Source organism: Nocardioides ganghwensis, from assembly GCF_014779655.1.
Lineage (GTDB): Bacteria > Actinomycetota > Actinomycetes > Propionibacteriales > Nocardioidaceae > Nocardioides > Nocardioides ganghwensis.
Genome location: NZ_JACXYX010000007.1, coordinates 216,763 through 239,202 on the forward strand (window position 1 = coordinate 216,763; position 22,440 = coordinate 239,202).

23 protein-coding genes are annotated in these 22,440 nt (G+C 70.7%); 10 read left to right on the plus strand and 13 right to left on the minus strand.

Annotation, left to right across the window (positions count from 1 at the left end; genetic code table 11):
• The first annotated feature begins 40 nt into the window (after positions 1 to 40).
• Genes IEZ24_RS10815 through IEZ24_RS10835 form a run of 5 tightly spaced genes read left to right on the plus strand, consistent with a single transcriptional unit; the run spans position 41 to position 4,626 of the window.
• On the plus strand, positions 41 to 1,294 hold the full coding sequence (locus IEZ24_RS10815; protein WP_129453655.1) for an acyl-CoA dehydrogenase family protein: 1,254 nt from the start codon (positions 41 to 43) through the stop codon (positions 1,292 to 1,294).
• A complete protein-coding gene (locus tag IEZ24_RS10820) occupies positions 1,291 to 2,130 on the plus strand; it encodes an SDR family NAD(P)-dependent oxidoreductase (protein WP_129453656.1) in 840 nt (279 codons plus the stop codon). Before IEZ24_RS10815 ends, IEZ24_RS10820 begins: the two co-directional genes overlap by 4 nt.
• Positions 2,127 to 3,209 (plus strand): phosphotransferase family protein, encoded by a 1,083-nt coding sequence (locus IEZ24_RS10825; protein WP_129453657.1) that lies wholly within the window; start codon positions 2,127 to 2,129, stop codon positions 3,207 to 3,209. The genes IEZ24_RS10820 and IEZ24_RS10825 overlap by 4 nt, the downstream gene beginning before the upstream one ends.
• A complete protein-coding gene (locus IEZ24_RS10830; protein WP_129453658.1) occupies positions 3,206 to 3,874 on the plus strand; it encodes a histidine phosphatase family protein in 669 nt (222 codons plus the stop codon). Before IEZ24_RS10825 ends, IEZ24_RS10830 begins: the two co-directional genes overlap by 4 nt.
• Before the next feature lie 8 nt (positions 3,875 to 3,882).
• A complete protein-coding gene (locus IEZ24_RS10835) occupies positions 3,883 to 4,626 on the plus strand; it encodes an SDR family oxidoreductase (RefSeq protein ID WP_129453659.1) in 744 nt (247 codons plus the stop codon).
• Positions 4,627 to 4,636: 10 nt separating this feature from the next.
• Here the strand turns inward: IEZ24_RS10835 and IEZ24_RS10840 are convergent, their stop codons facing one another.
• Positions 4,637 to 6,328, minus strand: coding sequence for a long-chain-fatty-acid--CoA ligase (locus IEZ24_RS10840; protein WP_318151918.1), 1,692 nt, complete (start codon positions 6,326 to 6,328; stop codon positions 4,637 to 4,639).
• Positions 6,329 to 6,496: 168 nt separating this feature from the next.
• On the opposite strand from IEZ24_RS10840, the gene IEZ24_RS10845 reads away from it, so the two are divergent.
• Complete coding sequence (locus IEZ24_RS10845; RefSeq protein WP_165355972.1) at positions 6,497 to 6,967, plus strand: CBS domain-containing protein; 471 nt, start codon at positions 6,497 to 6,499, stop codon at positions 6,965 to 6,967.
• Positions 6,968 to 7,061: 94 nt separating this feature from the next.
• On the opposite strand, the gene IEZ24_RS10850 is transcribed toward IEZ24_RS10845, so the two are convergent.
• The gene (locus IEZ24_RS10850; RefSeq protein WP_129453662.1) at positions 7,062 to 7,553 is read right to left on the minus strand and encodes a hypothetical protein; all 492 of its coding nucleotides are present in this window, start codon (positions 7,551 to 7,553) and stop codon (positions 7,062 to 7,064) included.
• Between the two features lie 298 nt (positions 7,554 to 7,851).
• Positions 7,852 to 8,796 (minus strand): hypothetical protein, encoded by a 945-nt coding sequence (locus tag IEZ24_RS10855; protein WP_129453663.1) that lies wholly within the window; start codon positions 8,794 to 8,796, stop codon positions 7,852 to 7,854.
• Between the two features lie 86 nt (positions 8,797 to 8,882).
• Here IEZ24_RS10855 and IEZ24_RS10860 point away from each other — a divergent pair, with 86 nt between their 5' ends.
• The 3 genes from IEZ24_RS10860 (at position 8,883) to IEZ24_RS10870 (ending at position 12,379) form a co-directional block, all read left to right on the plus strand.
• Positions 8,883 to 9,713: an alpha/beta fold hydrolase gene (locus IEZ24_RS10860; protein WP_129453664.1), complete on the plus strand. Its 831-nt coding sequence runs from the start codon at positions 8,883 to 8,885 to the stop codon at positions 9,711 to 9,713.
• Between the two features lie 98 nt (positions 9,714 to 9,811).
• On the plus strand, positions 9,812 to 11,356 hold the full coding sequence (locus IEZ24_RS10865; RefSeq protein WP_224745151.1) for a CocE/NonD family hydrolase: 1,545 nt from the start codon (positions 9,812 to 9,814) through the stop codon (positions 11,354 to 11,356).
• Positions 11,357 to 11,926: 570 nt separating this feature from the next.
• On the plus strand, positions 11,927 to 12,379 hold the full coding sequence (locus IEZ24_RS10870; RefSeq protein ID WP_242498386.1) for a DUF6326 family protein: 453 nt from the start codon (positions 11,927 to 11,929) through the stop codon (positions 12,377 to 12,379).
• A 26-nt stretch (positions 12,380 to 12,405) separates the two neighbouring features.
• Here IEZ24_RS10870 and IEZ24_RS10875 read toward each other — a convergent pair whose 3' ends face one another.
• Both IEZ24_RS10875 and IEZ24_RS10880 read right to left on the minus strand, forming a co-directional pair.
• Positions 12,406 to 12,873 carry a hemerythrin domain-containing protein gene (locus IEZ24_RS10875; protein WP_129453666.1) on the minus strand — a complete coding sequence of 156 codons (468 nt, stop codon included), beginning with the start codon at positions 12,871 to 12,873 and terminating at the stop codon, positions 12,406 to 12,408.
• A gap of 129 nt (positions 12,874 to 13,002) precedes the next feature.
• A complete protein-coding gene (locus IEZ24_RS10880; RefSeq protein WP_129453667.1) occupies positions 13,003 to 13,557 on the minus strand; it encodes a GrpB family protein in 555 nt (184 codons plus the stop codon).
• Positions 13,558 to 13,718: 161 nt separating this feature from the next.
• On the opposite strand from IEZ24_RS10880, the gene IEZ24_RS10885 reads away from it, so the two are divergent.
• Entirely contained in the window at positions 13,719 to 14,207 is a 489-nt protein-coding gene (locus tag IEZ24_RS10885) for a DUF6326 family protein (RefSeq protein ID WP_129453668.1), read from the plus strand.
• A 16-nt stretch (positions 14,208 to 14,223) separates the two neighbouring features.
• Here the strand turns inward: IEZ24_RS10885 and IEZ24_RS10890 are convergent, their stop codons facing one another.
• The 8 genes from IEZ24_RS10890 to IEZ24_RS10925 form a co-directional block, all read right to left on the minus strand.
• Positions 14,224 to 15,108 (minus strand): homocysteine S-methyltransferase family protein, encoded by an 885-nt coding sequence (locus tag IEZ24_RS10890; RefSeq protein WP_207206699.1) that lies wholly within the window; start codon positions 15,106 to 15,108, stop codon positions 14,224 to 14,226.
• Positions 15,105 to 15,398 (minus strand): virulence factor, encoded by a 294-nt coding sequence (locus tag IEZ24_RS10895; protein ID WP_129453669.1) that lies wholly within the window; start codon positions 15,396 to 15,398, stop codon positions 15,105 to 15,107. The genes IEZ24_RS10890 and IEZ24_RS10895 overlap by 4 nt, the downstream gene beginning before the upstream one ends.
• 106 nt (positions 15,399 to 15,504) lie before the next feature.
• Positions 15,505 to 17,145 (minus strand): CHAP domain-containing protein, encoded by a 1,641-nt coding sequence (locus IEZ24_RS10900; RefSeq protein ID WP_129453670.1) that lies wholly within the window; start codon positions 17,143 to 17,145, stop codon positions 15,505 to 15,507.
• A gap of 284 nt (positions 17,146 to 17,429) precedes the next feature.
• A complete protein-coding gene (locus tag IEZ24_RS10905; RefSeq protein WP_129453671.1) occupies positions 17,430 to 18,524 on the minus strand; it encodes a hypothetical protein in 1,095 nt (364 codons plus the stop codon).
• A 266-nt stretch (positions 18,525 to 18,790) separates the two neighbouring features.
• The gene (locus IEZ24_RS10910; protein WP_129453672.1) at positions 18,791 to 20,236 is read right to left on the minus strand and encodes a sulfatase family protein; all 1,446 of its coding nucleotides are present in this window, start codon (positions 20,234 to 20,236) and stop codon (positions 18,791 to 18,793) included.
• Between the two features lie 306 nt (positions 20,237 to 20,542).
• Positions 20,543 to 20,821, minus strand: a complete 279-nt coding sequence (locus tag IEZ24_RS10915; protein WP_129453673.1) for a hypothetical protein — start codon at positions 20,819 to 20,821, stop codon at positions 20,543 to 20,545.
• A 432-nt stretch (positions 20,822 to 21,253) separates the two neighbouring features.
• Complete coding sequence (locus IEZ24_RS10920) at positions 21,254 to 21,793, minus strand: GNAT family N-acetyltransferase (protein ID WP_129453674.1); 540 nt, start codon at positions 21,791 to 21,793, stop codon at positions 21,254 to 21,256.
• Between the two features lie 335 nt (positions 21,794 to 22,128).
• On the minus strand, positions 22,129 to 22,296 hold the full coding sequence (locus IEZ24_RS10925) for a hypothetical protein (RefSeq protein WP_207206700.1): 168 nt from the start codon (positions 22,294 to 22,296) through the stop codon (positions 22,129 to 22,131).
• Between the last annotated feature and the right edge of the window lie 144 nt (positions 22,297 to 22,440).

A 22,440-nucleotide genomic window follows, 5' to 3' on the forward strand; every position in this document is an offset into this window, starting at 1 on the left:
ACTATTGAGCATTGCTCAACAGTGTGCGAAGGTCAACGACATGGACTTCTCCCTCTCCCCGCGAGCCGCCGACCTCCAGAGGAGGGTGCGCGCCTTCGTCGCCGACGAGATCGAGCCGATCGAGGCCGAGGTGAACTCCCGCATCACCCGGGCCCGGGAGTCCGGCGGCGACAGCTGGACGCCCGACCCGGTGATCCCCGAGCTCCAGGCGAAGGCGCGCGCGCAGGGCCTGTGGAACCTCTTCCTGCCCGCCGCCCACGCCGGCCGCTACGCCGCCGACTTCGGCACCGACGGCGGCGAGGGCCTCTCCAACGTCGACTACGCGCCGGTGGCCGAGGCGATGGGCCGCTCGTTCCTCGCGCCCATCGTCTTCAACTCCAACGCCCCGGACACCGGCAACATGGAGGTGCTGCTCAAGTACGGCACCGACGAGCAGAAGGAGCAGTGGCTCGAGCCGCTGCTGCGCGCGGAGATCCGCAGCGCCTTCTGCATGACCGAGCCCGAGGTGGCGTCCTCCGACGCGACCAACATGGCGGCCACCGCGACGGTCGACGGCGACGAGGTCGTCCTCAACGGCCGCAAGTGGTGGTCCACCGGCGTCGGCAACCCGGACTGCAAGGTCTTCGTCTTCATGGGCCTCTCCGACCCCGACGCCGACCGGCACTCGCGCCACACGATGGTGCTGGTCCCCCGCGACGCCGAGGGCGTCAAGGTCGAGCGGATGCTCACCACGATGGGCTACTACGACGAGCCGCTCGGTCACGGCGAGGTGTCCTTCGACGACGTACGGGTACCGGCCTCCAACGTGCTGCTCGGCCCGGGTCGCGCCTTCGAGATCGCCCAGGGCCGCCTCGGTCCCGGGCGCGTGCACCACTGCATGCGGGCGATCGGCCTCGCCGAGCGGGCCCTCGAGCTGGCGTGCGCCCGCGCGGTGTCGCGCACCGCCTTCGGCAAGCCGATCGCCAACCTCGGCGGCAACCGCGAGCGGATCGCCGACGCCCGCATCGCCATCAACCGCTCCCGCCTGCTGGTCATGCACGCCGCGTGGCTGCTCGACCAGGGCATGAGCCGCGGGGCCTACTCCGCCGTCAGCGAGATCAAGGTCGAGGTGCCCAACATGGCGCTCGACGTCATCGACATGGCGATCCAGCTGCACGGTGGCGCCGGCATGTCCGACGACTTCCCCCTCGCCGCCGCCTGGGTCGGCGCGCGCACCCTTCGGCTGGCCGACGGCCCCGACGAGGTGCACCGCAACGTGATCGCCAAGATCGAGCTCGGGAAGCACACCTCGTGACCGGCGCCGAGCACAGGCGGGTCCTGGTCACCGGCGCCGCCTCGGGCCTCGGCGCCGCCCTCGTGTCGGCGTTCCGCGCGCGTGGCGACGAGGTGCTCGCCACCGATCGCGTCGCCGCCTCGTCCGTCGAGGGTGGCGTCGACCTGGTCCTCGACATCACCTCCGACGACGACTGGGCCGCCGCGGTCGAGGCCGTACGCGAGCGCTGGGGCGGGCTCGACGTGCTGGTCAACAACGCCGGGGTCGCCGGCGGGGGCCGGGTCGACGTCTGCACGCTCGAGGAGTGGCAGTGGATCACCGACATCAACCTCTTCGGCATGGTGCGCGGCACCCGGGCCTTCGTCCCGATGCTCAAGGAGCAGGGCTCCGGACACCTCGTCAACGTCGCCTCGCTCGCCGGTCTGGTGCACCCGGCCGGCATGGCCTCCTACAACGCCGTGAAGGCCGCCGCGGTGGCCTTCACCGAGACCTGCGGCCACGAGCTCGCGGCACACGGCATCCGCGCGAGCGTGGTGTGCCCGTCCTACTTCCGCACCAACCTGATGGACTCCATGCAGGGCAGCGACGAGACGGTCGGGCAGGTCGTCGCCGGGCTGGTCGAGCGCTCGAGGATCACCGCCGAGGAGATCGCGGCCGCCGTGCTCGCCGGCATGGACGCCGGTGACGACGTGATCGTGCCGGACGAGCCGGCCCGGCAGGCGTACTTCCTCAAGTGGGCCGACCGTGCCGCCTACGACGCCGTGATGCGCGACCAGGCGGCGAAGCTCCTCCTTCGAGACGCCTCGTCCCTCGGCTCCTCAGGAACCGGGACGCCTGCGGGAGAGGCCGGCTCGTGAGCGCCGTCCCGGGCGCGCGCGAGGTGCGCGAGGAGGACGCCTTCGACGTGTCGGCCGCGGCCGCGTGGCTGCGCGCCAACGCCGAGGACCCCACCGGCCTCGAGGAGGACCCGGAGGTCCGCCAGTTCTCCGGCGGCGCGTCCAACCTCACCTACCTCCTGCGCTACCCCTCGGGCCGCGACCTGATCCTGCGCCGCGCGCCCGGCGGCACCAAGGCCAAGGGGGCGCACGACATGCGCCGCGAGTTCGAGATCCAGTCGGCGCTCGCCCCCGTGTTCCCGTACGTCGCGCCGATGGTCGCCTTCTGCGACGACCCGTCGGTGCTGGGCGGGGACTTCTACGCGATGGGCCGCATCGACGGGGTCATCCCGCGCAGCACCTGGCCCGCGGACGTACCCCTCTCGCCCGGGCAGGCGCGACAGCTGTGCCTCAACGTCGTGGAGGTCTACGCCGAGCTGCACAGCGTGGACGCCGAGGCGGCCGGGCTCGGCCACTTCGGCCGCGGCCCGGGCTACGTCCGGCGCCAGGTCGAGGGCTGGTCGACGCGCTACCGCAACGCCTACACGCCGGACAACCCCGACTTCGTCGAGGTGATGGCGTGGCTCGACGCGCACCAGCCCGACGACGTGGCGACCTGCGTGATCCACAACGACTTCAAGATCGACAACCTGGTCCTCTCCCCCGACGACCCGACGCAGGTCGTCGGCGTCCTCGACTGGGAGATGGCGACGCTGGGCGACCCGCTGATGGACGTCGGCGGCGCTCTGGCCTTCTGGGTCCAGGCCGACGACTCCGACGAGCTCCAGCTGACCAAGCGGGTGCCGACGGACCTGCCGGGGATGATCACCCGCGAGGAGTTCGTGCAGGCCTACTGCGAGCGCATGGGCTTCGACATGACGCCCGAGCGGTGGCGCTTCTACGAGGTCTTCGGGCTGTTCCGCAACGCGGTCATCGCCCAGCAGATCTACTACCGCTACTTCCACGGGCAGACCACCAACGAGATGTTCGCCCTGTTCGGGCCCGGTGTGCAGATCCTCGACCGGCGGATCGCGGAGCTGCTGAAGCCGGACGCGCCGTGAGCAGCATTCTCCTGGTGCGGCACGGGCAGGCCTCGTTCGGCGCCGCCGACTACGACAACCTGTCCGACCTCGGCCACGAGCAGTCCCGCGTCCTCGGTGCCGCACTGGCCGCGCGCGGCGTCACCGCCGACGTCGTCGTCGCGGGCGAGATGCGCCGCCACGCCCAGACCGCCGCGGGCGTGCTCGAGGGGTCCGGCTGGACGGCAGACGTCGACGTCGACGCCGGCTGGAACGAGTTCGACCACCTCCAGGTGCTGGCCGTGCACGACCAGCCGACGACCGCGGAGGGCGAGTCGGAGAAGGCCGCCTTCCAGCGCTGGTTCGAGGAGGCGACGCTGCGCTGGACGTCGGGCGACCACGACGAGGCGTACGACGAGTCCTTCGCCGCCTTCACCTCCCGCGTCGAGGCCGCGATGGGTCGGCTGGCGGACGCGCTGCCGAGCCGGGGCACGGCCGTCGTGCTGACCAGCGGCGGGCCCGTCGCGTGGGCCTGCGCCACCCTGCTCGCCGACGCCGCGCCCGCGCGTACGGACCTGTGGCTTCGGCTCAACCCGGTGTCGGTCAACACCGGCACCTCGACCGTCGTCCGCGGTTCGCGCGGCACGACGCTCGTGTCCTTCAACGCCCACGACCACCTCTCCCCCGACCTGATCACGTACCGCTAGGAGTCCTCGTGACCACCATCCTCATCACCGGCGCGAGCAGCGGCCTCGGCGCCGAGATGGCCCGCCAGTTCGCCGCGCTGGGACACGACCTCGCGCTCTGCGCACGGCGTACGGAGCGCCTCGACGACCTGCGAGCCGAGATCGTCGCCGCGCACCCGGGCGTACGCGTCGCCGTGAAGGCGCTCGACGTCAACGACCACGACGCGGTCTTCCGCGTCTTCGAGGAGTTCGCCGAGGAGCTCGGAGGTCTCGACCGGGTCGTCGTCAACGCCGGACTCGGCAAGGGCCAGCCCCTCGGCACCGGGCGCTTCGACGCGAACAAGGCGACCGCCGAGACCAACTTCATCGGCGCCCTCGCCCAGACCGAGGCCGCCGCGGCGATCTTCCGCCGCCAGGGCCGCGGCCACCTCGTCATGGTCTCCAGCTTCTCCGCGCTGCGCGGGATGCCGAAGAACATCACGACGTACGCCGCCACCAAGGCCGCCGTCGCCCACCTCGCCGAGGGCTTCCGCGCCGACGTCCACGGCACCCCGATCAAGGTGACGGTGCTCTACCCGGGCTACATCGTCTCGGAGATGTCCGGCACCTCCGCGAGGACGCCCCTCATGGCCTCGACAGAGAAGGGCGTGCGCGCCATGGTCGAGGCCATCGAGAAGGAGAAGAAGTCGGCCCGGGTGCCGGCCTGGCCCTGGGCGCCGCTGGGCTTCGTGGTCAAGCACGTGCCGGTCGGGGTGCTGCGGAGGATGAGCTGAGGGGCGCGACTCAGGACTTCCGGAGCCGGGTCACCACTTCCCGGCGCAGGACCTTGCCCATCGGGTTGGTCGGCAGCTCGTCCACGAAGACGACGCGGCGCGGCACCTTGTAGGGCGTCAGCTCCTGCCGGGTGTGCGCCCGCAGCTCCTCCGGCTGCACCGGGACCCCCTCGACCAGCACCACCGCGGCGACCACCTCCTCGCCACCGTCCTCGTGCGGGAGGCCCACCACCGCCACGTCCACGACCCCCGCGTGGGTGCGGAGCACAGCCTCCACCTCGGACGGATAGACGTTGAACCCGCCGGTGATGATGATCTCCTTGATCCGGTCCACGATCGTCAGGAACCCGTCGGGTGCCATCGTCACCACGTCCCCGGTGCGGAACCACCCGTCGTGGAAGGCGGCAGCCGTCTCCTCCGGCAGGCCGCGGTAGCCGGAGAAGACCTGTGGGCCGCGCACCAGCAGCTCGCCGCGCTCGCCCAGGGGCACGTCGCGGTCGAGGTCCTCGGGGTCGGCGATGCGGATCTCCACGTCGGGGAAGGGCACGCCGATCGAGCCCGGCCGGCGCGCGTCGGACATCGGGTTGCCGACGATGACCGGTGACGTCTCGGTCAGGCCGTAGCCCTCGACGAGCAGCCCGCCCGTGGCGGACTCCCAGCGCTCCACGAGCGGTGCGGGCAGCGGCATCGCGCCGGAGAGGGCATAGCGGATGCCCTTGATCGAGACCTTGCGCCGCTCCGCCTCGTCGACGATGCGCTGGTAGAGCGGCGGCACCGCGGGCACGAAGCTCGGCACCTCGCGCGCGATCGCGTCCATGATCAGGCCGATCTCGGGCTTGGGCAGCAGCACCAGCCTGGCGGCCAGTGCGACGCCCAGCAGCACGCTGACCGTCACACCGTAGGCGTGGAACAGCGGGAGTGCGACCAGGAAGGACTCCCTGCCCTCCTGGAGGCCCGACACCCAGGCGCGGCCCTGGACCACGTTGGCGACGAGGTTGCGGTGCAGCAGCGGCACGCCCTTCGGCACACCGGTCGTGCCGGAGGTGTAGAGCAGCAGCGCGACGTCGTCCTTGTCCGGGCGGGGGTGCGACTCGGCCAGCGGTGCCGCGGAGGCGAGCTCGGCCCACTGCATGACCTGCGGGGCCGGGGAGGTCAGCTGGTCGCGGGCCGCCCGCGCCTTGGGGATCGGCAGGCGGAGCGCGAGTCGCTTGCTCCACGGCAGCCGGGTGGTCATGTCGACGGCGACCACGTGCTCGAGCGCGGAGCCCGCTGTCAGCCCCTCGACGACAGGCACCACCTTGTCCCACACGATCGCCACCCGGGCGCCGTGGTCGACGAACGGGTGACGCAGCTCGGCCGCGGTGTAGAGCGGGTTGTGCTCCACCACGGTGGCACCGAGCCGCAGGACCGCGAAGAAGGCGATCACGTTCTGCGGGCAGTTGGGCATGACCAGGGCGACGTTGTCGCCGGGACGTACGCCGAGCGCGTGCAGGCCGCCCGCGACACGGCGCACCTCGTCATCGACCTCGGCGTAGGTCGAGGCACGGCCCAGGAAGTCCAGCGCGGGACGGTCGGGGTGGTGCTGCGCCGCGTGCTCCCACAGGTCGAGCACCGTGGTGTCGCCGTAGTCGAGGTGCAGCGGCACCCCTGGCGCGTACGAGTCTGCCCACAGAGGCTCTTGAGCCGGCACCGCGTTCCTCACGTTCTGTGTCGCGGGACGAGGGACGCGACTACGTCGAACCTATCGCCCCGGGGACCTCGGGGCATGAGCAGTTCGGTCCGCCCACGGGGGACCAAGGCCCCTGACCTCGGCGCCTTCCGCGGCGGAGGCTGGGTGCCAGGAACAGAGCGCCGAGCAACGGAGGCCACCATGTACGCCAGCAGCAGACGCAGCACGCACCCCACCGACCCGATCGCCCGGATCATGGTGTGGCCGGTGGCGACCATGCCCGGCGAGGCCTCCCTGCTGGAGGTCGCGGAGTCGCTGGCGTCGGACGGCATCGGTGCCGTCGGCGTCGTGGAGAACGGGCGCCTCGCCGGCGTCGTGTCCGAGCGCGACGTCGTGACCCACCTCGCGCAGGGGGCGAACCCGGAGCACGTGACGGCTGCGGACGTGATGACCACCGACCTGGTCGTCGCCCGCCCGGACGACCTGGTCCTCGATGCGGGCCGGCGGATGCTCGAGGCGGAGATCCGGCACCTGCCCGTCATCGACGATGACAAGATCGCCGGCTTCGTGTCGATGCGTGACGTCTTCGAGGTGCTCATCGACGCCGCGTCGCACGAGGAGGACGTGGTGGTCGTCCCGAGCGGCACGCGGGTCGTGGTGCGGCAGGACTAGAGGAGTCAGCCCGGATCGAAGACGTCGGCGACCCCCTGGACGCGCGGGAGGGCTGACCTGCGACGTGTGCGTCGCAGCCCAGCCCGAACCCCGCTCAGAACGTGCAGTAGCTGGTCCCGTACCAGAGGCCGTTGCGGTACTGCTGGTGCTCCCCGATGCCGTATGCGTAGCTCGATCCATGGTGAGCGTCTGCGTGCCACCACACCTCCGCTCCGAACTGGTAGTACTTCGCGCGACTGGGGTCGATGGTGAAGCTGTAGCTCCACAGGCCCCCGTTCTGGTTCCACGTCGTGTACATCGCGCTGGTGGTCCCGGTGAACGTGGGGCCGTACCTGTCGATGACCCAGGCGGTCCCCGTCCAGCGTCGAAGGTAGGGGCGATAGGTCACGGCCTGGCTGTTGTCGCCGATGACGTGCACGTTGGGTGATGTGTTGATGTAGGGCATCGGCCTCGGAGCGGGTGCTGCGACCTGGGCCCGGCCGACCCCGAGGGTCGTGTAACAGGCGGTCAGCTGGGACACGGTGACGCCGGGGTTGGCGGCATTCGCGGCTGGGGCGCCGGCCAACGACAGTCCGACGGCGAGCACGCAAGCGAGCAGCGCTCTGTACGGCCGACGCAGAGAGGTACGAGGGGTGTGCTTCATGACGGTCTTCCCTTCGGGTGACCCCGACCGGTGCCGGAGTGATGGGAAGACAGTGCGATGAGGCGTTGAGGTGACACCTAGGGAGCGCTGAGGGAGCGCTGAGGGACCCAGCGGTCTGACCGGCCCGGGCGGGGACAAGCCTGTAGCCGACGTGAGGGGCCCGGATGCGAGATCCGTAGCGTGAACGCCCCGGCGGTGTGGAGCGACGGTCCGCGAGCAACGCCAGGGTTTCGACGGGGCTTCAGAGTCCGGGGAGCCCGGGAACGAACTGGAGCGCAACGCTCGGCTCGTTGCCCTCGATCTCGTCGTCCGGGTAAACGGCAGTGGCCCGGTAGGTGCGCCCGTCCAGTGTGAGCGTCACGGTGGTCGTGAACGGGAAGTCGCCGAGGCCGGCGGCCTTCCTCGCGGGGCCGTCGGGACGGTCGAAGTAGAGGTCCCCGGCGCTGCGGCACCTGTCCACGGACTCCTCGGCCGCGAACGTCATCGACCTCCCGTTGGCGGCCGTCACCTCGATCTCGGCGCTGACGTCCGTCGGGGTCTCGGCGAGGTCCTCGACGGCGAGCTCGAGGCCGTAGCTGTCGGGCTCGCCGTCGTGGTCCGCGATCAGCGCCAGCCGCGCCGACGGGTCCGGCATCCATCCGGCGCTCGGCGTACGCCAGCGCAGGCTCCCGATCATGTCGCCGCCCCCCTGGGCGAACAGCTGGATGTCGTAGTGCGCCGCGGGCCCGGCGGCCCGGACGGAGTACCACCCGTCGCCGAGGTCCTCGACCGGCACCTCGAGGCTGCGGCCCCCGCACGTGGCGTCGAAGGAGGGTTGGTCCGGCTGCGGCGGGCGGATCAGCTCCCGGGCGTGGACCGACAGCGCGAACTCCTCCACCGGCACGTACACCTGGATCTCGGCCGGTGACCCGATGTCGGGCGGGTTCGCGTCGACCCCGTCGACGCACCCGGTGTCGTAGCAGTAGGTGTGCGGGTGGAGCACGAGCTCCTGTCCGTCGTACCGGACGCGGAACGGGGGCGGGCCGTCAGGCCCGGTCTCGTCGTGTCGCACCCCGGCCGTGGTCGTGGCCGTCGGGGCCGGCCCGTTCGGTGTCGCGGTCGGAGGATCCACGGCCGTCAGTCCCTCCTCGCCGCAGGCGACGACGAGCAGCAGGGTCGACACGGCCAGGAGGATCCTCACGTCCATGTGACGGAGGGGTGCCGGGAGACGTTCCGCACCGAGCGCGGGGCCGGACGGAACGCCTACTCTGGAGACCTCCGGAGGAGGTGCTCGTGCACGCGACCACGATGGTTCCAGCCGGCGACGGTCGGGTGCTGGCGGTCTGCCAGTGGGGGCCGCCCGACGGCAGTCCGGTGTTCTGGCTGCACGGCACGCCGGGCAGCCGCTACCTGCGCCACCCGGGCGATCAGTACGAGCGCGCCGGGGTGCGCGTGCTCACCTACGACCGGCCGGGCTACGGGGAGTCGAGCCGTGCGGGCGGTCGTACGGTGTCCGACTCCGCGGCGGACGTGACGGCGATCGCGGACTTCTTCGGACTGGAGCGTTTCGGCGTGGCGGGAGTGTCCGGCGGCGGACCACCCGCGTTCGCGGTCGCCGCGCTGGCCCCGGAGCGGGTGACCCGCTGCGCGGCGATCGTGTGCGGTCCGCCGCTCGATGCCGTCGGTCTCGACTTCTTCGCCGATCTCGAGGACGAGGATCGCGTCTTCTGGCGACAGGCCCGCGACCTCGGCGAGGAGTACCTGCTCGGCGAGCTGGAGGAGGGGGTTGCCTGGCTCAGGTCCGGGATGCCCGGTCTGGAGTCCCTGCCGGAGGACGACCGACGGATGCTGCACGAGGCCTTCAGCGAGGCGGTCCGACCAGGCCCGTGGGGCTACGTCGACGACTTCCTGGCAGTGGTCGCTGGATGGGGCTTCGCCATCAGCGACGTCGTCGTGCCCACCAGGGTGATGTTGGCTCGCGAGGACGCCTCGGTCCCGCCGAGTCATGCGGCGTGGTGGTCGCAGCACCTGGTCGACGGAGAGGTGGTCTGGGTGGACGGGGGCCACTTCGGTCCTCGGGACGAGGAAGAGATGGAGCTGCTGGCGTGGGTCGGCGGCGCATGAGGTCCGGGGGGCGGCATCCGCTCGGGGCCGCGCTCGCTCGCGTGCTGCGGATGCCACCGGGGCGACACGACTGCACGGTGGGCCGGGAGCGAGTCCCCATGCGTGACGGCGTGGAGCTCCTGACCGACGTCTACCTCCCGGCCGCCGGGTCGTCGGGCACGGTGCTCATCCGCACGCCGTACGGCCTCGACGGGGTGATCGCCCGGCTCACGGCGGGCTTCTTCGCAGGCCACGGCTACCAGGTGGTGAACCAGGCATGCCGCGGGACGTCCGGCTCCGGAGGGGACTTCGACCCGTTCAGCCAGGAGACAGCCGACGGAGCCGACGCGGTCGCGTGGCTGCGGAAGCAGCCCTGGTTCGACGGCCGCCTCGCGCTCTGGGGAGCCTCCTACCTGGGGAACACGGCATGGGCTGTGATGGTGGATCCTCCCCCGGAGCTGGTCACGGCGGTGGTCGCCGTCGCTGGGCACGACGCCCACTGGGTGGCACACGGAGCCGGAGCCTTCTCCCTCGAAGAGGTCGTGGGTCTCATGGACGCCCTGGGGCACCTGGAGGTCAGGCCGATCAGGGGAGTCGCGCGCGCGGCGACGTCGAGCCGACGGCTGGGACCAGCGTTCCGGGACCTCCCTCTCGTCAGGGCACAGGACAGCCTCTTCGCGGGCAGCGGCATGCCGTACCGGGACTGGCTCCTGGCGACGGACCCCGAGAACCCAGTGTGGCGCCGCATGCGCCTGGGTCAGGCTCTCGAGCGGGTCACCGTGCCGGTGCTGCTCCAGGCAGGCTGGCAGGACCGGTTCGTCGCCCAGATGATCGAGCAGCACGACCGGTTGCAGCAGCGCGACGTCGAGGTCGGACTCACCATCGGACCCTGGACCCACGTCGAGACGGCCACCAAGGGCGCTGCAACCATCATGACGGAGGCGCTGGACTGGCTGGCCGAGCACCTCGCCGGCGCCGGCGGGCGGTCGCGGCCGGGTCCGGTGCGCATCTACGTGCCCGGCGCCGAGGAGTGGCGGGACCTGCAGACGTGGCCGCCACCGACCGACGACCGGGTGTTCTACCTCCACCCCGGGGGTGGGCTCGGCGAGGCCCCGCCGTCCTCCGTCGCCGGCCCGACGACCTTCACGTACGACCCGGCCGATCCCACCCCGGCGGTCGGTGGCCGCGTGGTCAACCCGGCGATCGGCGGTCGTCGCGACAACCGGAAGCTCGAAGGACGCGCGGACGTGGTGACGTTCACCAGTCCACCACTGTCCGCACCCCTGGAAGTGCTGGGGAACCCGGTCGTCGAAGTCGTCCACGAGACCGACAACCCGTACGCCGACCTCTTCGTACGCCTGTGCGAGGTGCGGCAGGACGGTCGGTCCATCAACGTGAGCGACGGATTCCGTAGGCTGGGACCGGCCGACGCGAACGGGACCATCATGCTCCGGCTCGACGCCCTGGCGCATCGCTTCACGCCCGGAAGTCGCCTCCGCCTGCAGGTCTCCGGAGGGGCCCACCCCCGCTACGCCAGGAACCTCGGCACGGACCGGGATCCGGCGACGAGCACCGACCTCGCGGCGTCAGCGCGCAAGGTCTTCCACGGACACGGGGGTTTCTCCCGAGTCCACCTGCCCTGCTCGAGCCCGCGCAACCGCTAGAACACGAAGATCAGCAGCAGGAGCGCGGTGATGGCCAGCGAGACGAGCAGCGAGCCGGCACAGCCGAGTCGGTTGCTGAAGAAGAGGAACATCGGAGACTCCTTGGGGGTCTGGTGGTGGGGGGCGCGGCCGCGTCCGCTCCGACCTCGTGCGAGGGCGAGGGCGCATGCCCTCAGCGCTGTGTGCTGCGGCCTGTCGGGAGCAGCGTCGTGGCCGCGTGGACCACGGCCGCGCTGAGCATGCCCACCACCTGGCCGATCGAGCGGACGTACATGATCGACATCGATGTCTCCTGGTGACGCGTGAACCTGGCGTGCCCATGGTCTTGAGCCCCTGCACGGCGAGGTGCAGTTGCACGCCTGTACCCCGTCCGGCGGGGCGCATGTCGTGAGGAGGTGTGGGCTGCGCCTCAGGTGATGAGCCGGCCCCGCGCCCCGGGCGGTCGCGGATCAGCCGAACGGTCAGGGGTCCCTCGTACCAGAGGCCGGCAGGAGCGAGCCAGCAGACCGATGGAGCCGAGCAGACATCCGGTCATCGTTGGAGCGACACCCCGAGGAGAAGGAAGAGACCGTGAGCACCACGACCAGGACCACGACCGACAGCCCGACCACGACCGCCCTGCACGACCCGCCCGCGCCGGTCAGGGCGAGGCTCGCCGCAGCGTGGGCAAGCTTCATGTTCTTCTACATCTACGTCGACTACCTGCACCTCTACAAGCCCGGCGCAGTCGACGACATCCTGGCCGGCGTCGTCTTCGAGTTCGACATCAGCCAGACCTTCGTCGTCACGTCACTCGCGCTCGTGGGGATCCCGAGCCTGATGATCCTGCTGTCCACGGCCCTGCCGGCGCGCGCGACCCGCACGCTCAACCTCGTCGTGGCCGCGCTCTACGTCCCCGTCTCCGCGTTCAACGTGGTCGGCGAGTGGTGGATCTACTTCTACGGCCTCGGCGCCCTGGTCGAGGTGATCCTCCTCGCCTACATCCTCCGCTCCGCCTGGACCTGGCCCCGCACGGCGTCGTAGGAGGGAGCCGCGGCTCGCGGCTTCGGTCAGGTCTCGCCCCCGATGTCGAACTCGTACGCCTCGAAGACGAGGTCGGCGCCTCGTTGACGGTGTCGGACGAGCCTCCCCAGGAGCGCGGTACCGAGATCGCGGACCTTGTCGGCGTCAGTGCTGACGTCCGACGCAGCGACCCGCGTCAGGAGGCTGTCGACCTGGCCGCGGATCAGCGCGTGCTCGTGCGTGAGGATGCTGACGGCCCCGGACAGCCGTGGCGAGGTCGTGAGGACCTCGCGGTACAGCCCGTCAGGACCCTCGGTGATGTCGACGTGCTCGCGGAAGTCGCCGGCGAGCTCCACGGCGGCCACGTGCACCCGTTGGGCCCAGCGCGCCCTGTCCCCGGCGGCCGGCGCGGCCAACGCCGCCTCCAGCGCGCCCATCGACTCGCGCAGCTCGGCGCGGTGCCGCCGCAGCCCCTCCAGGAGGTCAGCGTCCGGCGTCATCGAGATCGGTTCCATCGACACCTCCGTCCCCGGATCGCGTTATCCCCCCAGTGTCGCTCGTTTTCCGTCCCCCGGCGATGCTCCCCTCGCACCGGATCGTCAGACGGATCCTCATCTGGTGACATCGGGCGGCCGGGTCTCTGATCAGTACCCAGGCGCCCCCCCGCCGGCCCGCGCGATGATCTCCTCCACCACGTCGGACTTGGCGTCGGCGTAGTCCTGGATCCGCGCCCAGCTCCTGGCCGCGAGCTGCCGCTTCGTCTCCTCGTACAGCTTCCTGTCATCCGGGTTCGCCCGGAGCCGGTCCCGGAACAGCAGCATCCGCTGCGCCTCCGCGGAGCCCACGGCGAAGACATGGACCTGGACCTCAGGGTCATGCGCCCTGAAGAAGCGGTGCTGGTGCCAGTCCGGCTCCCGAACGTGCAGCAGGAAGCCGGCTGCCTCGAGCCCGGGCACGTACGCCGCCTCGTCGCTCGGGTCCGCGACCAGCAGGCGGACGTCGATGAACGGCTTGGTCGCCAGTCCCGGCACCGACGTGGAGCCGACGTGCTCCACGACCACCGCGAACGACCCCAACGCCTCCCTGATCCGAGCCGCTACCTCGGCGTACTGCCTCGCCCACGTGGCATCCGGCGCCGCCAGGTGGATGGGGCCCTGGTGAGCGCGCGGCGGTCTGACGAACTCCGGTCCGGCAGGCATGCTCCGATGTTCGCACGAGTGACGAGGCGATCCGGCGCGGATCAGCCGAACGGTCGGACGTCCCTCGTACCAGAGGTCAGGAAGCGCAGGCCGGCAGACCGATGGCCCCGGTCCCGCATCCGGTCATCGTTGGATCGACACCCACGAAGAGAGAAGCGACCATGAGCACCCCGACCCACACCACGACCCACACCACGACCGACACCAGGACCGACACCCCGACCACGACAGTCCTGCACGACCCGCCCGCGCCGGTCAGGGCGAGGCTCGCCGCTGCCTGGACCAGCTTCATGTTCTTCTACATCTACGTCGACTACCTGCACCTGTACAAGCCCGGCGCAGTCGACGACATCCTGGCCGGCGTCGCCTTCGAGTTCGACACCAGCCAGACCTTCGTCGTCACCGCGCTCACGATCGTGGGGGTCCCGGCGCTCATGATCCTGCTCTCCATGGCACTGCCCGCCCGCGCGAACCGCACGCTCAACCTCGTCGTGGCATCGGTCTGCATCCCGATCGCGGTGTTCAACGTGGTCGGCCAGGCCTTCGTGCCCGACCCGTGGCTGTACTTCTACGGCCTCGGCGTCGCGGTCGAGGTGGTAATCCTCGCCTACATCCTCCGCTCCGCCTGGGCCTGGCCCAGGCACTCCTGATCGGTGGGACAGAGGCTCAGCCCGGGACCAGGGCGGCGCCCATGGCGGCGATGTGCGCCGGCGTCGAGCCGCAGCATCCGCCGACCAGGTCGATCCCGAGCCGGGCCAACCGGGTGGCGTGCGAAGCCATGTCGCCAGCGGTGGCGTCGTACTCGAAGTGGTCGCCCACCACCTGCGGAAGGCCGGCGTTGGACTGGGCGACCAGGAGGATGTCGTCGGTGCGGGCCTGCGCCATCTCCGCGGCGATGATCTCCATCTCCTCGGGACCGCGACCGCAGTTGGCCCCCGCGGCGTCGGCACCTGCCGCGGCAAGGTGCGCCACCGCGTCGCCCGGGCGTACGCCCATCATGGTGCGCAGGTTGGTGTCGAAGCTCATCGTCACCGCGACCGGAAGGCCGGGCGCGACCTCTCGCGCCGCGGCGAGGGCGGCGTCGGCCTCACCGAGGTCGCTCAGCGTCTCGACCAGCACCAGGTCGATCCCGCCCTCGACCAGCGCAGTGAGCTGTTCGGCGAACAGCGCCTGGGCGTCCTCGCGGGTCAGGGTCCCGAGCGGCGCCAGCAGCTCGCCGGTCGGGCCGAGGTCGCCGGCGACGAGCAGCCCGTGCTCGTCCGCCACCGATCGTGCGAGCTGCGCCGCCGTCCGGTTCACCTCGCCGACGCGGTCGCCGAGCCCGTGCAGGTCCAGGCGCGGCCGGGTGCCCCCGAAGGTGTTGGTCGTCAGCAGCCGCGCCCCCGCGTCGGCGTACGCCGCGTGCGCCGCGCGCACCGCGTCGGGGTTCTCGAGGTTCCAGAGCTCTCCCGGTACGCCGGCCTCGAGGCCGCTGTCCTGGAGCAGCGTGCCCATGCCGCCGTCGAGCAGGACCGGACGGTCCGCGGGCAGCAGCGCCCCGAGCCGGTTCACGTGCCCAGCTCGTCGAGATAGCCGGCGATCCGGTCGGCCGGCCACGCCGCGTCGAGCTCGGCGACGACCCGGTCGAGCACCTCGCTCGGCGTACCGTCGGCCTCGGTCCACGGGGACCGTTCCCAGCCCGCCAGGTAGTCGTCGGCCCCCGTGTCACCGAGCCGCATCGCGGCCTCGTCGATCGCCTCCTGGAACCGGGGTGCGAGCTCGGACTTCACGGTCTCGTCGTCCGCCCGGGCCGCGACCATCGACGGAAGGTCGCGCCACCGGGTCACCTGGTACTCCGCCATCTGCCGGAGCCTAGTTCCGGCGCCGCGTCGCGACCGAGGTGTCCGGCGAGTGAGCGCCACCGGGCCTGCGAGAGAGCCTCCTGCCGGTCGACCGACCTGCCGGGCATCACCGCTTCGCGCGCTGCGGCACCTCGACGCTCGTACGAGCGACTGCAGGTCGCACGACCTCGGTCCCCGCGTAGCGCACAACCACCGGCTTGGTGCCCGGACGGACGCCCCGCACGACGGCCCGCGCCCTGCCCCTGACGAGCTGGACCTCGACCGTGCGTCCTCCGACGCTGACGGTGACCGCCCCGTCCGGCCGCGACGCTCCGGGAGCGCGTACGCGAACGTCCACGGCGACGCGCTTCCGCGTGGCGTCGGGGCGCACCTTGAGCGTGGGCGTGGTCGTCACCATCGGCACGGCGACCGCCTCCGTGGTGCTGCGGAAGTGTCGTCGCGACAGGGTGATCTCGACCGACAGGCTACGGCCGACGTCGCCCTTGCGGACCGTGTAGGTGGGGTTCGTGGCCTTGGCGATGCGCTTGCCGTCCCGGAGCCAGGCGTAGGTGGCCGTCGCGTCGGAGGGCTTGACGCTCCCGGCACGGGCAACGAGCTTGCTGCCCACCTCGGGCGTGCCCTTCACGCGCGACGGGCTGGTGATGGCGACCGGCTTGGCGAGCACCGGCCCGGTCTCGACCGCGGTCGACCTCGACTTCCGGTAGCCGGTCGCGCTCGCGATGGTGCGCGCACTGATGCGCGTGTCGATGTGGTCGCGGGTGAGGACGAGCGAGGCCCCGGTGGCACCGTCGAGGGCCACCCCGTCGGCGTACCACTGCGTCGTGACCTTCGCGGGTTGCGGCGACCACGACGAGGCCGTGAGGGTCAACGTCTGACCGACCTCCGCAACACCCTGGATCGTCGGCTGCGCCGTGGGCTGGAACGTCCCGGGCGCGACGGGAGCGGTGGCGAGCACTGCCCGCCCGGCGGTGTAGCCGCTCAGCTCTGCCGTCACCTCCGCGGTGAGGGCCTTGCCCTTCACGTCGGGCGTGGGGACATAGCTGGGAGCGGTGGCGCCGGGGATGGCAGCACCGTCGGCAAGCCAACGGACGGTGACGCTGGAGGGCGTGGGCGTCCACGCGCCGGCGGCGACCTCCAGGGGTGCTCCGACCGCAGGAGACCCGACGATGGCAGGAGCCGTCGTGGGCGCGACCACGCGGTCGTTGAAGTGGATGAACCCCGTGGGCCAGCCCCCGCCGGACTTGGTGACGCGCCGCCAGTGGAAGTCACCGCCCCAGTAGTCCTCCGAGACGATGATCTCGGTGTCGGAGATGACCTGTTCCACGATGGCGACGTGGCCGTTGGACCCTGCCGGCGTCACGTGCGGCTTGTACCAGGCGACGGACCCGACCGTGGGGGTCTGGTCGGTGATGGAGGCCATCGCGACGCCCCAGTTGGAGGCGTTGCCGCTGCCGTCCCAGGGCCGGACGTTCGGCATGCCGGACTGGACCAGCCGGTAGGCGACGTAGTTGGTGCAGTTGTGCCCGGTGTACATGCGCCAGTACATCGTGGAGGACGCCTGGCGGTAGCCGTAGTTGCCGTAGCCGGCGGCCTGGCAGCCTGCATACCCCGAGCACAGGTAGGTCGACGTCGTCAGGCTGATCCTGTCGACGGTGGTCGGCATGGCCAGCGCGAGGAGCGCCAGCACGCCGGCGACCAGCTTGGTCGCCCGTCCCACCCGCCGTACGACGCGCTGCAACGCGGGCACCGCTGACTGCGCTGGCAGTGCTGCGCGGGCGCGCTGTGACGTCTGTGACCAATGAGGCTGTTGTTGCACGTGAGGGATCGTATGGTCCCTGAGTCAAGCCCGCCACGCCGATGAGTGAAGATCAATCGTGTAATTCATCGGCCGACTACGCGCCTCCCGGCACGCAGTGGGCAGATTCCAACACACAGAGCCACAGCTACGGGCAAGAACCGGGTGCGGATCACCTGCGCGGAAGTGCACCGGTGCGTTCGCCAACGCAGGCATCATGCGAATCGAACGGGCCCCTACGAGCCCGGAGTGACCTCGGTCCAGCGATACCCGTCCGTGGAGACGGCTATCGTCCGCATTCCGGTGCGAGCGACGATGACCCCTCCGGAGGTACTGATCCCCACGGCCCAGAAGGGCCCGAGCAATCTCGGTGCACCGCTGAGAAGCTCTGGCTCGGTGCTCCCGGGTGCGAATCGCCACATCCTGCCGTGTCGCGTACACGTGCCGCTGACGCCGGCCCCGCACCACGTGTCGGCGCCTTGCACCTCAGCCAGGAGTAGCGCGCCGTCCGACGCGTACGCGATGCCGCCGAACAGTGGCCGGTCCCGTGGCAAGGCGATCCGACGGAACGTCTCCTCGTCCTCGGTCTGCCACAGCGCGTCGAGGTACAACGGCATGTCCTCGAGATAGGTCGTCGAGACAGTCGCCTGCAGCCGGCCCGGGCCAACGGCAATGTGCGAGATCGTGCTCGAGACGAGGTCCGATCCGCCAGCAGACCTGCCGGCCGGCAGAGGAACCTCCGCGGTGGTCCAGGTGTGGCCCTGGTCAGCGCTGGTCTCGAAGGTCCACTTCTGGTCGCGGCGCTTGAAGCCCTGGATGCTCATGATCGTGCCGTCGCGGCCTGGCACGCGCTGCCAGACGCCTCCGAACCGCGAGCCCTCGACCGGGTAGATCTCAGCGGCATCGATGTCAGCCGCCCACAGGCGGCGGGTGTCGACCCGGCCGATCGAGTACAGGATGCTGCCCCAGCGGTCGAGGTCCAGGAGCCTGTCTCCGCTCTCACGCGGCTGCGGCTCCAGGACCCGCAGCGGCTTCGTCGTGCCGTTCGGGTAGAGGACGAAGCCCGGGTAGTTCTTGCGGGGCGACTGGCGCTCGGCCTTGACGGCCACCGCGCCGCCACCCAGCGGGGCGTAGGCGACGAGGTCCGCGAGATCGTGCGCGATGAAGAGACGTGAGGCGTGCGCCCAGCTGTCGTCCGTCGTGGCGATCACCGTGCCCGCGTTGTCCCAGCTCGGACGATCCCAGAGAAGCTCGGCCACCGCGTCGGTGCGTGAGGTGTACTCCACCTCGCGCAGCTCGAGCTCAGGGCCGACGCGGTCCAGGAACTGCACCCTGCTCAGGAACGCGTCAAGCTTCTCGCGCCTCGCCTGCGAGATCGGGCCCTTGGAGCTGCGAGCAGGGGCGTCAGTCGACGCCAAGCCCGTGGATGGGGCCTCTGAGGACGAGCCCGGCGGGCGCGGCTCGCTGCTCGGCCGGCGCTCCGCGCTGCACCCAGCCGCCATGGAGACCAGCACCAACGCCACTGCGCAGGACCTGACTCCTCGCATGCGCCCTCCCGACCCGCGCTGCGCCACGAGGCGCTCGGCCGACACCGCGCTCAGCCGACCCGGCACTCTGCCGCGCCGACACACCCTGTGAGCCGCGCGAGGGCGGCCCGGGCATCGTCCAGCGCCTGCCGCTGCTCCGGGGTCCGCTCCTCGATCGGCACCGCGAGGACGTTGTCCAGCTGGTACGGGTCGATGGCGCCGTCGTACAGCTCCTCCTCACCCGAGCCCCACCTGACGTACTGCCAGCGTTGGCTGACGACGCCACGCCAACCTCCTCCCAGCACCGCGGCGCGACGTTCCTCCGGACGTGCCGGCTCTGCTGCCGGACGGCCGGGCACGTCCCCGACGGCCCCTCTCTGGATCAGGAAGAAACGTCGCCACGCCTCGGCTTGCGTGCCCTTCGCCAGCGGCAGCACGGACTCACCGTCGTGGACCCAGGCGAGCTCGATGCCCGCCATGTCGGCGAACGTGGGCGCCACGTCGATGGTGCCGGTGACGTCGCGAACGATCGTGCCGGGCGCGATGCCGGGGCCGCGGATCCCCATCGGCACCCGTACGTCGGTCAGGTAAGGCAGGTTCTTGCCGATCGGCAGACGGTGGTGGCCCATGTGGTAGCCGTTGTCACTGCTGAAGACGAGGTAGGTGTTGTCGAGCTGCCCGGTCCGCCTCAGCGCTGACACCACCTCGCCGACGTAGCGGTCGAGGCTCGCCAGCGACAACAACTGACGGCGGAAGATGCGGTCGATGCGTGCCTCGCGCGTGGCGGAGATCCGGTCCAAGCGCCGGAGGCGGCGCGGCTTGTCCCCGACGTCGGCTTCATCGAAGTCGGGCGTCCTCGGCAGCGACTGGCGCGCGATCCGGGCGGCCAGGACCGGGTCGCCCTTCTCCCTGGGCGACGCGGGCTCGGGCATGTGCGGGCCGTAGGAAGCGAACACCAGCGCCAGGCCGCCTCCGTCCTCGTTCTTCTCGATCTTGCGCAAGGCACGTCTCGCGAGCAGGTCCCCGAGATAGTCGCGCGGGCCGCGCTTGCGCAGGATGCGGCCGTTGCGGTTGAGCAGGTAGTCCACTCCGTAGTACTGGCCACTGATGGGGACCGCCCAGTCCGACCAGCCCGGTGGCACGAAGGTGCGCGGGACCGCGTTGCGGGGCGCCGACTCCACGAACGGGTACTCGTTGAGGTACTTGCCCAGCAGGCCGGTGGTGTAACCGGCACGCCGGCGCAGCGCGACCGCGAAGGTCCGCTTCGACTCGTCACCGACGTGGAAGCCGTGGAAGCCGTCCGGGAACGCGTTGCCACCGATACCGGTGTTGTGTGCGTACTTCCCCGTCAGGAGCGACGCGCGCGAGGGACAGCACAGGCTGACGTTGGCGTAGAAGTTGGTGAACCGGGCGCCCCTCGCGAACACGTGACGTCGCGTGTTGGGCATGTGGCGAAGGTGGTAGGTCGCCATGTCGTCGGCGAGGAAGAAGATGATGTTGGGCTTCGCCGCTGCCACGGCCCCGTGTGACGTCGAGGCTGTACGGCGCGCCGACGCCTCTCCAGGGGCCGCGCTGGGAGTCGCGGCCAAGGACGCGGTGACGACGAGCGCCACCAGGCCGCTGATGCGAGCTCGACCGAACACAGTTGCCCCCTGCGGAGGTGGTCGGACGCCGGAGACGGCGCCACGCGTGGCTGGAGTGGCCCGGCACGGACGCTGCCGGTGTACCCAATGGGACCCCAACCGCGGGATCGATCGACGCTTGGTCTAGTCCACTGATCCGGCCGTGCAGGCGGGTACGCCACCCGGCTCGGCACTGGTCGCTCAGGCGGAGCGCAGTGCAGCGACACTCTTCACGAGCCGACGCAGCGGCGTATCGCGCTGCACGCTGATGCGGCCACCATCCTGCGTCAAGCCGAAGTGCGACAGCAGGTCCTGGCGCCCCTCTCGCTCGGCCATCAGCAAGATCGCGTCCCGGTCGTAGGAGTCAGCGAGCTCGGCGGCGAGGGCCAGGTCGTCGGCCGCGACAGCATCGTTGATGGACTCGACGTAGCTGGCGTAGAGAGCGTTGAGCTCGTCAGTGAGGCGGATCTGGTTGGTCATGGACAATCCCTTGGAGTCGCGATGTGGCGTAGCGATGACCCTCAGTCTCGGGCACGACTTGGATCGATCAAATAGCGCGACGCCATGATCTTGGGCACGCCCAGCACCCGCGCGACCCGAGAGGGCGTGACTGTCGAGATGCGGATCGTCAACAGCGCCAGGGTGGCGCAGCCCTGGAGGCCCCCGCGCCGCACAAGAACTCAGGGGGTCGCGTTGGCGCCGAGGGTTGCGCACCGCGTGCCTATCACCGTCGTTGCTCGAGCCCGCGTGGTGGCTGAGCGCCCGGGCCAGCTCGACAGGTCACCGCTTACGGCACATGCGGATGTCGCTGGCAGGCGGCGGAGTGACACTCCTCGGGCTTGTGCCGGCGTCCGCTCGTAGCCATGGCGTCGTGGCCACGAGACCCTCGGAAAGACATCGCCCAGTAGGGGCTCAACCCTGCTGCGAGGGAGACCAGACCATGGTCTGCTGATGCACAGGCTTTCCCCGGAATCGAACACCCGGCACCAAGGGCGTCGAACCGTGCGGGACGAATCCGCACTTCTCGAAGAACCGCGTGGCCCGCGAGTTCTCGACCAAGGTCTGCAGGTGGCAGCCAGGACTCCCGACGTGTGTGAGCCAGCTCTGCCAAGCGGTCATCAGCTCGTTCGCGGCGCCGGTCCCGCGCGCCTCAGGCACGAGGTTGATGTGCAGGTGAGCGGGCCAGCGTTGATCCACACCCTCACCCGACGCCACCTCCACGCTTCGCACCTTTGCTCGGACGACGTCGAACAGGCTCCTGGCGAAGAACGGCACCGAACGCGGTCTGAGCATCACCTTGTGCCGGATGATCGCCTGGGTCATGCGATCGTCCTCTCCGGGCAAGAGCGCACCGTCCGGACAGCCAGTGAGGTAGCCGACCAGGCGACCATCGGCTTCAGCGAGGAAGAGAGTGTCGGGGCAGCGCTCGATGTAGGGGTCGAGATACACCATTCGCTCGGACGGCAGGTGCCTCCACAGGTCGCCAGTCGGCGAGTCTGCGCCCACTCGGGCAAACAGGTCGACGAGCGCGTCCTAGTCAGCGGGCGTGTAGGTCCTGACCTCGCCACTCCTCGATCCGAATGCTTGCTGGGACTCGACACCCGGCCGCGGGCGAAGGTCTGCTGCGAACCCAACCGGCGGTCATCGGAGGGCTGAAGGGTACGGCGATCGGTCCAGTCCCTGGCTCCCGTGCCCCGAACGACGCGCCGCGCGGAATCCCGAACAGCACAGAGCGTCGCGCAGGGGCCCGGCCACGGAGCGGATGCGGCGGAACGACGCTGGTCTCGTCAACCGCGCTTGACGCGGGACGGCGTGCTGTCGGCGACGACCGCGCCCCGCTGGCCCATCGGGCGCTCAGGGCCTGTCGTGGAGTCGTGACGGGTCTGCCTCTCCGACTCGCCGTTGACAGCTGCTCCGAACACGACGAGCAGGACGGTGAGCCAGAGCCACAGCATGCTGATCGCGACTCCGGCTAGCTGTACTGATCGGGCACGTTGGTCGAGATCGTGTGACGACACGGTCTGAATGAGCTTGGTAGGCGAAGACCTCCGGGCGTGGAGTGGAGCTGTCTAAGGAACCGCTCCGACACCCTGGAGGTC